The organism is Salegentibacter maritimus (assembly GCF_016236975.1).
GTDB lineage: Bacteria > Bacteroidota > Bacteroidia > Flavobacteriales > Flavobacteriaceae > Salegentibacter > Salegentibacter maritimus.
The window spans coordinates 1-12,720 of record NZ_JAEHNY010000008.1 but is presented as its reverse complement, the minus strand read 5'-3'; the positions used below and the strand labels follow the sequence as shown (position 1 = coordinate 12,720).

Genomic DNA, 12,720 nt, shown 5'->3' with positions numbered 1-12,720 from the left:
TTTAGCTGATTATTGATTTATTATTTAGCTGATATGCGATTTTACCAGGTTTACCTGGTCTTTAAAAATATCTTCCATTACTGCTATGGTGCCCCCGTACAAACTGGAATGTGCACCAAGAGTAGAAAGTTCTATTTTGGTACGTTCTTTAAGTTGCATCATGCAATAGGTATTTATAGATTGTTGAATTGGTGTGGTAATAAACTTCTTTGCTTCGGCAATCTTCCCTTCTAAAATCACCAATTCGGGATTAAATATTTGAATTAGAATCGCAATTCCTTTCCCTAATTTAATTCCTATTTCAGATAAGGCCTGGATCGCGAATTGATCTCCTCTATTTGCTGCCTCTATGATAGTTTCTGGTTCTAGTTTTTCGAGCTCTTCTTTTTTAAGACTATTTAAAACCGAAGTTTGTCCGGCTTTTAAACCTTCTTTTGTTTTTCTAACCAAAGCAAGGCCAGAGGCTTCTGTTTCCAGGCAGCCACGCTTGCCACAGTGACATAACAGGCCATCTTCTGTCATGGGGATATGGCCAAATTCACCGGCAAAACCAGATTCTCCAGAGTGCATTTTGCCACCCATAATAATTCCCAGGCCAATACCCCAATCCATAGAAATCACTAAAACATTGTTTTTGTTTTTGGCTTTTCCATAGCGAAATTCAGCCAGGCAGGCACTTTTAGCATCATTTAAGATAGCTACCGGTTTTTTAAATTTTTTCTCAATTTTTAATTTAAGTGATTCTGGCTCCTGTTCGCTTAAATAATAGGTAAAGTTCTTACCGGCATCGGCAGAAACCAGTCCGGGCATACTTATACCTACACCCATAATTTGGTCTTGCTTTATTTCGGCTTCTTGAAGCAATTCCTGGCTCCATTTATATAAGAGCTCTACAATATTGGTTTCTGAAGAGATTTCTGTTGGCCAGGACTTCTCCTTAATTATTGAATGGTTATTATCAATTATCGCTAATTTAATCCTAAAACGCTCAATATGAACACTTATTACAAAAAACGATTCTTCAATAAGCCCGTAAAGATCGGGTTTCCTTCCTCCTTCAGATTTTCCACGACCTTTCTTTATCACGATGCCTTCTTCAGTAAGTTGGTTCAAAAGAGACATAGAAGTTGGCAAACTTACATTAAAACGTTGGCAAACCTCTGCGTTTGAAGTCTCTCCATTTAGAAAAAGATGCTTGATGATCTTTAATTTCTGAAGAAATTTCTTTCGCTCTACATTGTTTATTGTAGAGAGGTTTTTTTCATCTAGAAAGAAGTTATGTAGGTCTGTCGGCATAAATTTGAGTTGTCTGGATTGTAAAATAAAAGCTTTTGGAAAAATGAATTTATTTTGAATTTAAAAGTAGATAAAAAAATCATTTTTAGAAATACTTTTTCTATTTTTTTATAAAAGATCGGCTATTTAAGCAAATTTTGTATTTTTATATATTTAGTTTAATATACAATTTTTAAATCTATTTTTCTTTAATTAGTATTATAATAAGCAAGGATGGCGCTTACAAACAAATTACCGAAGGAAACAACAAGAGTTAAAAGCGAGCGATATCTTGCGTTAGATGTATTACGCGGATTAACCGTGGCCCTAATGATACTGGTGAATACACCCGGTAGTTGGTCGCACATTTATGCACCATTTAAGCATGCGCCCTGGGATGGATTTACCCCTACAGATTGGGTGTTCCCTTCGTTTTTATTTGTAATAGGAAACGCGATGAGTTTTAGTCTTCGCAAATATGAAAGTATTTCTGAAAGCGTATTTTTAAAAAAAGTTTTTAAGCGGTCTATACTCATTTTTCTCATAGGATTGTTTTTAAATGCATTTCCCTTTGTTTTTAGGCAGGAAGGAGAACTGGTTTTTAAAAATTTAGCAAATATTCGCATTATGGGTGTTTTACAGCGTATTGCCCTTTGCTACTTTTTTGCATCTCTTATTCTTCATTATTTAAAGTTGAAAAAATCGATAATCTTTGGAAGTATTATTTTACTTGGGTATTGGGCAATTATGTGGTTTTTTGGCGATCAACCCAATCCGCTTTCACTAGAGCAGAACGCAGCGTTAAAGTTCGACCAGCTTATATTCAATGATGAAAATCTATATAAAGGCTATGGCTTGCCATTTGATCCTGAAGGTTTATTGAGTACACTTCCCGCTATTGTAAATGTAATTGCCGGGTATGCGGCAGGCGTTTTTATACAAAAATCGGGAAATAACATGGCTACTGTAATCAAGCTTGGTATATATGGTGTTATCTTGTTGGCGGTAGCACAAATTTGGGATATTTGGTTTCCAATTAACAAGCCTATCTGGAGTAGTTCTTATGTGTTATATAGCACAGGTTGGACACTTTTAGTGCTTTCAGTTTTTATATTGATTATTGAAATTCTTGGCCAAAAAAAATGGACTGGCTTTTTTGAAGCTTTTGGCAAAAACCCTTTGTTTGTTTTTGTCATGTCTGGCCTTGTAGTGATGCTTTTAAATGTTATTTATGTTAACGGTCAGGCTCTAAAACCCTGGCTTTACGAAAACTTATATCTTAGCTGGTTAAACAATTATAATGCTTCGCTGCTATTTGCCGTTTCTTATATGTTACTAATGTGGTTGCTTGGTTATTTTTTGCATAAAAAACGTATCTATATTAAAGTATAAAATCAATTTTTGAATAATGGAAAATATAAAAGTTCGCTTGTTTACCTTTATAATGGTTTTTTTAGGCCTAACGCTTCAGGCGCAGGAAAACCTTAAAAAAATACCGGAATTTCTTCAATATACCAATAGTAAATGGGTAGATTCCATTATGCAAGAGCTTACTCCAAAAGAGCGTATTGCCCAGCTTATTATGGTCGCGGCTTACTCTAACCGTGACAATGCACATAAAGAAGAAATTTTAAAATTGATTAATGATCAAAAAATTGGGGGTGTAATATTTTTCCAGGGCGATCCAGAAACACAGTTAACTTTGATGAACGATTATCAATTGGCTTCAAAAGTTCCTTTGTTGGGTGCCATAGATGCCGAATGGGGTCTGGGAATGAGATTAGACAATACCATAAGCTATCCTTACCAAATGGCTTTGGGTGCTATCCAGGACGACAGTTTGGTGTATGAGTTGGGTTGTGAGGTTGCACGCCAAATAAAACGTACCGGCCTTCACCTTAATTTTGCACCGGTGGTAGATGTAAATAACAATCCCAACAACCCGGTAATTAATTACCGCTCTTTTGGTGAAAATAAAGAAAACGTTTCCCGCAAAGGAATTGCTTATATGAGGGGTATGCAAGATGCTAATTTATTGACATCGGCCAAGCATTTTCCCGGACACGGAGATACCGATACCGATTCCCATTATGCACTGCCCCAAATAAACCACCCTTTTGAAAGATTAGATTCCTTAGAAATGTATCCTTTTAAAGAATTAATAGACGCCGGAATTGGAGGTGTGATGGTAGCGCATCTAAATATTCCCGCGCTAGATTCTACCGGGGTGCCTTCAACCTTGTCAAAATCTATTATTACCGGTATTCTTAAAGATAGCTTAGGATTTAAAGGGTTAATTGTAACCGATGCCATGAATATGAAAGGGGTAACCGCCGGAAACGAACCCGGTGTTGTAGATAAAGACGCTATTTTGGCCGGAAATGATCTTTTAGAGTTTACCGAAGATGTTCCAAGAGCTATTGAGGAGGTTACTAAAGCTGTGCAGCAAGGCCTAATTACCCAGGCAGCATTAGATGAAAGAGTGAGAAAAATTTTGGCGGTTAAACAATGGGTTGGCTTAAATGAGTTTAAAGCGCAAAGCCCTAAAAATATTTTGAAGGAGATAAACACTCCTAAAGCAAAATTTTTAAACAGAAAACTGGTAGAAGCCTCACTTACCGTATTAAGGAATAAAAACAGCATTTTACCTTTAAGAAAACTGGATACTTTAAAGATTGCTTCAATATCTTTTGGAGCTTCCGGGCAAACTGAATTTCAGAAAAGCCTAAATCTTTATACCGAAGTAAAAAACTTCCAGTTAAAGGCCGGTGCAAGTGCTTCTGAAGTAGCAAAAATCAAAGAAAAACTTTCAGCATATAACCTGGTTATTGGTGGAATTCACGACGATAGCCGTTTTCCCCGCAATACGATGAAATTCTCTAAACCGGTAAAAGATTTTATTGCAGAACTTGCCGGGGAAGAGCATACGGTTTTTAGCTATTTTAAAAATCCGTATTCCTTAAATAAGCTTGATGGGATTGAAAATGCTGCCGGTTTGGTTTTAACCTACCAGGATACCAAAACCACACAAGACCTTGCCGCCCAGCTTATTTTTGGTGGGGTAGGAGCCAATGGAAGACTTCCTGTGAGCGTTGGTGAGAAGTTTAAATCTGGAGACGGATTGGATGTTAAGGGGAAAATAAGGTTAAAATATACACTACCTGAAGATGCCGGGATGAATTCTAATGTGCTGTATGGAGGTGTAGATTCTTTAATGCACGAAGCCATAAAAAAAAAAGCGACGCCGGGAGGGCAAATTTTAGTCGCTAAAGATGGAAAGGTAGTATTGCATAAAGCCTATGGTTTCCATAAATATAGTGATACCGTAAGAGTAAAAAAAAACGATATCTACGACCTGGCTTCGGTAACCAAAATTTCTTCGGCTTTACCGGCTTTAATGAAGTTGCACGATGAAGGGAAATTTGAACTTGATGCCGGTATAGAAGATTATTTACCGTATTTTAAGAATTCAAATAAAGCAGAGGTTCCTTTTAGGCAAATCCTTGCTCACCAGGCCAGGTTTAAGCCCTGGATTCCCTATTGGAGAAATACGCTTCGTGAAAACGGAAGTCACAAATGGTTTACCTTTAAAAAAGATTCTTCCAGGCGCTTTCCTGTAAAAGTGAGTGAAGATTTATGGTTACATCGCAATTACCAGAAGAAGATATTTAAAGCTATTAAAAAGTCAGACTTGGAAGACGAGGCGAAATATAAATATTCGGGTCTGGTTTTTTATTTATTGCCCTCAATAGTTGAAGAGATTTCCGGGGAAGATTTCAGAAAATATATCAATGAAAATTTTTATAATAAACTGGGTGCTACAAGCTTAGGTTATAACCCGCTGGAGCGCTTTGAAAAAAGCCGAATAGTCCCTACCGAACACGATTATTTATTCCGAAAAAAACCAATTCATGGAATGGTGCACGATGAAGGTGCAATAATGATGGGTGGTATTTCTGCCAACGCCGGACTTTTCTCTAACGCCAACGATCTTGCAAAACTGATGCAGATGTACCTTAATATGGGCGAATATGGAGGGGAGCGTTATATTGAAGAAGAAACCTTAAAGGAATGGAGTACAGCCCAGTTTCCCGAAAATAACAATCACCGGGGGATAGGTTTTGATAAACCTTATTTAGAATATAAAGGCGAAAGCAGCAATACGGCAAAAGATGCCAGCAAAGCCAGTTTTGGCCATACAGGCTTTACGGGAATTTATGCCTGGGTAGACCCTGCCGAAGATTTGCTTTACCTGTTTCTTTCTAACCGGGTTTTACCTACAAGGGAAAATACAAGACTATACCAATTAAATACCAGAACTAATATACAGCAGGTTTTATATGATGCTATAGAGGAATAGTGTTTTAAGATTGGTTTATTGGCACCGCCAAAGGATGTAATACCCCTGGACTTGCCTCGAAATTAATAATTTGTTTTCAACGAATGCCTCGTGGACTTTTTCCAAGTTGATTTATTAATAAATATTCTGAATTAAAGAATAGATTCCTTAAACACTTTACATATTATCTAATAAAGTATATATTTGTTTGAATTTTTCGCAAACCATTCGAAGTATATGAACCGTAAATGCCCCCCCATCCTAATTACCCTACTACTTCTATCTTCTAACCCTTTTTTTGCACAAAACAGCTTAAAAGGAAAACTGGTAAATGAAGCCAGTGAACCGGTGGCATTTGCCAATGTTATTTTATTAAATTCACAAGATTCTACTTCTGTCTATAAAGGGGTTATTTCAGAAGATAATGGGGAGTTTTCTTTTAAGGAAGTTCCATCTGATAAATACCTCTTAAAAGTGAGTTTTGTAGGTTACGAAGAATATCTACGTGAGATTTCAGTAAATTCTGATAAAAAATTAAAGAAAATAATCTTAAAAGAAGCTGCCTCAAATTTAGATGAGGTAACTATTAAAACCCGTAAACCAAATATTAGACGAAGCATAGACCGTATTACCTTTGATGTTGAAAACTCAACACTTTCCAGCGGAAACAGCTGGGATATTTTGCGACAAACCCCGGGAGTAATTATAAACCAGGGGCAATTGCAGGTTAGGAATGCCGGGGTAAGTGTTTATATAAACGATAGGAAAGTACAATTAACTGCCAATGAACTACAAAACCTTTTACAAAGTTATTCGGCCGAAAATATTAGTTCGGTTGAGGTAATTACCAATCCGCCGGCACGTTATGAAGCTGAAGGCGGTGCTATTCTAAATATTAATACCACTTCAGCTATATCTCCCGGTTATAAAGGAAGTATAGAAGGAGCATACACACAGGGCATCGTTCCGAAGTACCTTTTGGGAACCAGTCATTATTGGAAAGGCGAAAAATTAAATGTGTTTGCTAATTATACTTTTAGCCCCCGAAAGGAAATAAAACGGGATGATAGTTATATCAACTTTAACACTGTAAATATTTGGGATACAGATTTTGAGCGCATAACGAATTCGCAGGCGCATAACGCCAATATTATCTTCGACTACGATTTAGATGCATATAATAAGTTGAGCTTTTCTTCTAATCTCTTGTTTTCACCCGATAAAACTTTTGATAATTCGCTGGAAACCAATAATGTGACTATGTACTATATTCCCACCTATTCTTTTCTAACCAATAGTGGTGTAACTACCGATGATAGTAATGTTGCATTAGATTTAAGTTATATTCACAGTTTTGAAAATGGGGGAACTATTTCGGCCGGGGCTCACTATACCAAATTTAACCAGGAGAGAGATCAAATGGTGGAAACCAATTATTTTTCAGGAAATGGTGAAATGGTGAATAATATTACCTTTAATACCGAAGCAATTCAGGATATCAACATTTTTACCGCCCAAATAGATTTAAGTACGAGTCTTGGGGCAACCGCATTTAAAAGCGGACTTAAATTATCGAGTATAGATTCAGAAAGTGGGATCGATTTCTTTAATGCCGAAAGCCTGGAAGAATTGTACGATAATCTTTCAGACGAATTTCATTACGATGAAAATGTGTATGCATTGTATGCCAGTGCCACCCGCGACTGGGAACAGTGGAGCGCAAAGTTGGGGCTAAGAGGAGAATATACCGATCTTTTAGGAATGTCTTTTTCAACCGATGAATTAAACAGTCAGGAATATTTTGAATTATTTCCTACCGCTTACCTACAATACCGGGCTTCAGATAAGCATAGCTTTACCCTGGATTACAGCAGAAGAATTGAACGCCCGCGTTATGAAAGTTTAAATCCATTCCGCTATTTTCTAAATGAAAACGATTTTAATGCGGGAAACCCGAATTTACGTGCTGCAATTAGTAATAATTTCAACCTAAATTATACCTTAATGCAGAAGTATTTTTTTGATATTTATTATAGGGATAATGGCAGGTCTCCGGCTAGTTTGGCCTTTCAGGACAATCAAAATTTAACTATAAGAAGAATGCAGGCAAATCTTTTGGAGAGTAAAAGTTACGGCCTGGATGTGCTGCACGGGCGTTCTGTTTTTGGTTGGTGGTATACACAATTATATGCCTCTTTATTTCACGAAGAGAATAAATTTCTTGCTGTAGAGAGTGATAATGCCAAAGTAACCAATGAGATTGATGCGGTTTATACCCAGTTATACAATTCTTTTACACTATCAAAAGATGGTACTTTTTCGGGTAACTTAAGCTTTACCTATGTTTCAGATTTTATTTCAGGATCTTATAATTTTGATCCTTTTTCAACCTTAAATATTGGTTTTAGAAAAACACTTTGGAACAATCGTGCAGAATTAAGCCTAAATATCCACGATATTTTTAATGATACTAATACCAGGCTTACTTCCCGGTATCTAAACCAGGATAATTCATTTTTTGCCCGTGAGGAAATGCGTTATGTTAGGCTTGGGTTTAAGTATAACTTCGGAAACTTTAGGCTAAAAGATAATCAACGTAGCATAGAAGCGGCTGAAAGGGATAGGTTGTAAAGGACCGAATATGCTTTATTCCGTCAAGCTGAACTTATTTCAGCTTCTAAACCTATACTGAAATTATATCTTGTTAGATCCCCGAAAAAAAATCGAGGCAGGCTTTAAAATAAATTCAGGATGAGGGTTTATAGGGAAAATCCGATTTAACTCCCTGCTTTTGGGAGGCTTGGGGTGGGCTTACTTTTTTTGTACTTTTGCACTCCAAAATAAATTAAAGTGGCTAAAATAGGAAATATAGATGTAGGAGACTTCCCGTTGCTGTTGGCACCGATGGAAGATGTGAGTGACCCGCCATTTCGGGCGCTTTGCAAAGAGCAGGGAGCAGATGTGGTTTATACCGAGTTTATTTCTTCAGAAGGGCTTATTCGCGACGCCGCGAAAAGTACCATGAAACTTGATATTTATGAAAAAGAACGCCCGGTAGGTATTCAAATTTTTGGAGCCAACCTGGAATCTATGCTGCAATCGGTAGAAATTGTAGAGAAATCCAATCCCGATATTATTGATATCAATTTTGGTTGCCCTGTTAAAAAAGTAGTTTCCAAAGGTGCCGGGGCCGGTATTTTAAAAGATATAGATCTTATGGTTTCCCTTACAGAAGCCATGGTGAAACATACTAACCTGCCGATAACCGTAAAAACCCGATTGGGTTGGGATAATGACTCTATAAAAATTGTTGAGGTTGCCGAAAGGTTACAGGATGTAGGCTGTAAAGCCATTTCTATTCACGGAAGAACCCGTGTACAAATGTATAAGGGCGAAGCTGATTGGGCACCAATTTCCGAAGTGAAGAATAACCCGCGAATGCATATTCCGGTTTTTGGAAATGGCGATGTAGATACGCCCGAAAGAGCAGTGGAAATGAGGGATAAATTTGGTCTGGACGGAGCCATGATTGGTCGTGCGGCTATTGGTTATCCCTGGTTTTTTAGAGAGGTAAAACATTATTTTGAAACCGGAGAGCACTTAGCGCCACCAACAATGATAGAACGTTTAGATGCTGCAAGGCGTCATTTACAAATGTCCATTGACTGGAAAGGGGAAAAGTTGGGTGTTTTTGAAACCCGAAGACATTATACGAATTACTTTAAAGGAATACCACATTTTAAAGAATACCGAATGAAAATGGTGACCAGCGATGATGCTGTAGATGTTTTTGCGGCTTTTGATGAGGTAGAACGCGACTTTTCTGATTTTCAGTTTGCTTAAACATAATTTAGTCATCCTGAACTTGTTTCAGGATCTAATACCTTAGAAATAGTATTTCGGAAGTTTACTTATTTTTTAAAAAATAAAAAGAACCCTTCTCTTTATTTTAAGGGTAGTTGGAGTGGTTTCTTTTTATAGTGCTTTTGTGTTTTTATTTTGTGGATGTTTAACCACCCCCTTTCTTCAGCTACGCTGAATTCATTCCCCTCCTTGAGAAGGAGGGGAGCTGTTATCTCCGTCATCCTGAATTTATTTCAGGACCTAATTATTTACAAGTAGGAATTCTGTTTTTATTTATACGTTTTTAGAAACAATAAAGCTCCTCCCTTTATTTTCAAGGGGAGGTGGTCGCCAGGTCTAAGGGATTTCAGGTTGCAGAATTTTTGCGTTCTTAACTTGTTGAGTATTTAACCACCCCTTTCTTCAGCTACGCTGAATTCATTCCCCTCCTTGGGAAGGTGGGGAGCTGTTATCTCCGTCATCGTGAATTTATTTCAGGGTCTAATTATTTACAAGTATGAATTCTGATTTTATTTATACATTTTTAGAAACAATAAAGCTCCTCCCTTTATTTTCAAGGGGAGGTGGTCGCCAGGTTTGAGGGGTTTTATGTTGCAGAATTTTTGTGTTTTTATTTTGTGAGTGTTTAACCACCCCTTTCTTCAGCTACGCTGAATTCATTCCCCTCCTTGGGAAGGAGGGGAGCGTTTAAAGTTATAAGATTCGTGTATTCATGGCCAGCTAATATACCAGAGGGGTTTTACACCGCCTTTAAAGCTTTTTTACTACTTCCAGCCGCAATAAAAGACGCGAGCAGCCCCAGGATTCCTATGGTAAAAATCACGATTAAAATATTTTCAAGCGTGATAGCTACGGGATAAGGAAGGCTGGGTGTAATCATAACCAAATTGAATTGCAATTGGAGAAATACTAAGAGGATTGCAGCCGATAAGCCTACGGCGCCGCCAATAAGCGTCATGAGTATTCCCTGGGTAAAGAAAATCTTTTTTATTTGACGTTCAGAAGCTCCCAGGTTAAACAGGGTTTTAATATTCTCCCGTTTATCCAGAATTACCATAATTATTGAGCCTACAACATTAAAAAGCGCAATAATTAAAACCAGGGTAAAAATAAGATAGACCGCAAGATTTTCGGTATTGAGCATTTTATAGAGCATCTCGTTGAGTTGCGCACGGTTTTTTATAATTATTTCATCGCCAAACAGGGCTTTAATCTGCTGGGTTACCAGTTCAGCGTCTGCATTTGGAGCTATTTTAATTTCTACAGCCGAAAAAGTATTTTCGTCTAATTCTAAAAGGTTTCGGGCAAAACTAAGGTTAGAAAACACATATTTGTCATCTAATTCTTCATTTACGCTGTAAATCCCGCTAACTATAACTTTTTCCTGGTTAAAAGCCTGGCCTGGGTTTAAGCCGGTAATTTGCCCTTTTCCCGGGCGCGGCACCATAATATTTAATAGGTGCTGGTAATTAAAAATGCTAAGCCCCAGTTTTCGGGAAATAGTATTGCCAACTACCACCTGTGCCTCGCTATTGGTTAACCACGAACCGGAAACTGCACTGTCTATTTGGGTTACCTGCCGGTAATTTTTATCTACCCCTTTTATAAATGCTGTATGGTTTTTATTGCGATAGTCAAGGAAAATGCGTTCTTCAATAATTTTACTAAAGCTTGAAACTCCTTCAATTTCAATTAATTCTGCTGCTTTATTTTCAGGGAACTGAAATGTTTTTCCGCTTGACGGTAATATTTTTAAATCGGGATCAAATTTATTGGAAAAAGAAAGGCTAAAGTCTTTGAGACCGGCGAAGCCCGAGAGCACAATAAATAGCGAAAAAGCCCCTGCAAATACACCCACAGCGGCAATAATGGTAATAATATTAATAGCATTATTGCTGCTTTTGCTAAACAAATAGCGCCTGGCGATGTAAAAGGGGAACTTCAAATTAAGATTTTTTGCGACGCTCCAATAAATCTGGATTAGAGATAGGGTCTTCCTCGCCTTTAATAGACTTTTCTATGTTTTCTATATATTCCAGCGAATCGTCCAGGTAGTAATTAATTTCAGGCATTTTTCTAAGTTGATGTTTGGTGCGCTGTGCCAACTCGTGCTTTATCTTAGACTTTCCAAGATTGATTTCTTCAATAACTTCCTGCGCATGTTTCTGCGGAAAAATGCTAACATAAGCCTTTGCTATAGAAAGGTCTGTGGTCACTTTTACTTTAGAGACCGAAATAATTACTCCTGTTCTCCCGGCATCTTTTAGGTTTTTTTGCAGGATATCGGCTAGATCGCGCTGCAAAACCCCTCCTATTTTCTTTTGTCTGTTTGTCTCTTCCATACGGCAAAAATACTACAATAAATTGGTATGCGCATAAGATCTTAGGTTGATGCGTGTTCTAATGCTTTTTGAATATATAAAATTAGAAGTTTAACTTGCTGCATCTACTTAAAAATAGAAAAATGAAGAAAATTGAGCATATTGGGATTGCCGTAAAAGATCTGGAAGCGGCAAATGCCACTTATAAAGCGGTTTTTGGGAGTGAGCATTATAAAACCGAAACCGTGGAAAGTGAGGGAGTGAGTACCTCTTTTTTTAAAATTGGTGAGAGTAAAATTGAATTACTGGCGGCTACAAATCCTGAAAGCCCTATTGCAAAGTTTATTGAAAAGCGTGGCGAAGGAATTCACCATATGGCCTTTGCGGTAGATGATATTAAAGCCGAAATCGCCCGATTGGAAAAAGAAGGTTTTAAGCTGATAAATACCGAACCCAAAGCGGGCGCCGATAATAAGTTGGTGGCTTTTATGCATCCTAAAAGCAGTCACGGGGTTTTGGTAGAATTATGCCAGGAAAAGTAAACGAATTTCTAAAAGTGGGACTCCGGAATAAAAACTGATGAAGGAAAATTGGATTTAGTCTTGCAGGGATTGAAAATATATACTAATATTGCACTCCTAAAATTCGGGTATTGTTGAAATACTTGAATTGGTCCTATAGCTCAGCTGGTTAGAGCACTTGACTCATAATCAAGGGGTCCCTGGTTCGAGCCCAGGTGGGACCACTGTTAAACAAAGGCTTCACGAGGTTTTACCTGTGAAGCCTTTTTTCATTTGCACATAATTTGCACATACAGTTTCTTTAAGGATCAAGACCATTTTCTGGGTTTTTGCTTTTTTAAGCAAATAATTTTTCGAGTCTAAATAGGAAGAACTCGGTATTTCTTACTCCTCTTAATTG

At 37.5% G+C, this 12,720-nt stretch carries 8 protein-coding genes and 1 tRNA gene; 6 read left to right on the top strand and 3 right to left on the bottom strand.

Features of this window, described 5'->3' with window-relative positions:
- Positions 1 to 24 precede the first annotated feature (24 nt).
- Positions 25 to 1,296, bottom strand: coding sequence for an ROK family transcriptional regulator (locus I6U50_RS09715; protein WP_193712262.1), 1,272 nt, complete (start codon positions 1,294 to 1,296; stop codon positions 25 to 27).
- A gap of 213 nt (positions 1,297 to 1,509) precedes the next feature.
- On the opposite strand from I6U50_RS09715, the gene I6U50_RS09710 reads away from it, so the two are divergent.
- The 4 genes from I6U50_RS09710 to dusB all read left to right on the top strand — a co-directional run bounded on the left by I6U50_RS09710 (position 1,510) and on the right by dusB (position 9,457).
- Entirely contained in the window at positions 1,510 to 2,667 is a 1,158-nt protein-coding gene (locus I6U50_RS09710; RefSeq protein ID WP_193712261.1) for an acyltransferase family protein, read from the top strand.
- 16 nt (positions 2,668 to 2,683) lie between these two features.
- Positions 2,684 to 5,635, top strand: coding sequence for a glycoside hydrolase family 3 N-terminal domain-containing protein (locus I6U50_RS09705; RefSeq protein WP_198638701.1), 2,952 nt, complete (start codon positions 2,684 to 2,686; stop codon positions 5,633 to 5,635).
- Between the two features lie 216 nt (positions 5,636 to 5,851).
- The gene (locus tag I6U50_RS09700) at positions 5,852 to 8,245 is read left to right on the top strand and encodes an outer membrane beta-barrel family protein (RefSeq protein ID WP_198638700.1); all 2,394 of its coding nucleotides are present in this window, start codon (positions 5,852 to 5,854) and stop codon (positions 8,243 to 8,245) included.
- A 219-nt stretch (positions 8,246 to 8,464) separates the two neighbouring features.
- Positions 8,465 to 9,457, top strand: a complete 993-nt coding sequence (dusB, locus tag I6U50_RS09695; protein ID WP_193712258.1) for a tRNA dihydrouridine synthase DusB — start codon at positions 8,465 to 8,467, stop codon at positions 9,455 to 9,457.
- A 760-nt stretch (positions 9,458 to 10,217) separates the two neighbouring features.
- Here dusB and I6U50_RS09690 read toward each other — a convergent pair.
- Both I6U50_RS09690 and rbfA read right to left on the bottom strand, forming a co-directional pair.
- A complete protein-coding gene (locus tag I6U50_RS09690; RefSeq protein WP_198638699.1) occupies positions 10,218 to 11,423 on the bottom strand; it encodes an ABC transporter permease in 1,206 nt (401 codons plus the stop codon).
- A 1-nt stretch (position 11,424) separates the two neighbouring features.
- On the bottom strand, positions 11,425 to 11,820 hold the full coding sequence (gene rbfA / locus I6U50_RS09685; RefSeq protein WP_193712167.1) for a 30S ribosome-binding factor RbfA: 396 nt from the start codon (positions 11,818 to 11,820) through the stop codon (positions 11,425 to 11,427).
- A 122-nt stretch (positions 11,821 to 11,942) separates the two neighbouring features.
- Between rbfA and mce the strand changes: the two genes are divergently transcribed.
- On the top strand, positions 11,943 to 12,341 hold the full coding sequence (gene mce, locus I6U50_RS09680; RefSeq protein WP_198638698.1) for a methylmalonyl-CoA epimerase: 399 nt from the start codon (positions 11,943 to 11,945) through the stop codon (positions 12,339 to 12,341).
- Between the two features lie 129 nt (positions 12,342 to 12,470).
- Positions 12,471 to 12,544: transfer RNA gene (locus I6U50_RS09675), tRNA-Ile, on the top strand.
- Positions 12,545 to 12,720 lie beyond the last annotated feature (176 nt).

Excerpts from the sequence above, each read along its gene's own strand:
- I6U50_RS09715 (WP_193712262.1), bottom strand. The coding sequence starts at position 1,296 with ATGCCGACAGACCTACATAACTTCTTTCTAGATGAAAAAAACCTCTCT.
- I6U50_RS09710 (WP_193712261.1), top strand. The coding sequence starts at position 1,510 with ATGGCGCTTACAAACAAATTACCGAAGGAAACAACAAGAGTTAAAAGC.
- I6U50_RS09705 (WP_198638701.1), top strand. The coding sequence starts at position 2,684 with ATGGAAAATATAAAAGTTCGCTTGTTTACCTTTATAATGGTTTTTTTA.
- I6U50_RS09700 (WP_198638700.1), top strand. The coding sequence starts at position 5,852 with ATGAACCGTAAATGCCCCCCCATCCTAATTACCCTACTACTTCTATCT.
- rbfA (WP_193712167.1), bottom strand. The coding sequence starts at position 11,820 with ATGGAAGAGACAAACAGACAAAAGAAAATAGGAGGGGTTTTGCAGCGC.
- mce (WP_198638698.1), top strand. The coding sequence starts at position 11,943 with ATGAAGAAAATTGAGCATATTGGGATTGCCGTAAAAGATCTGGAAGCG.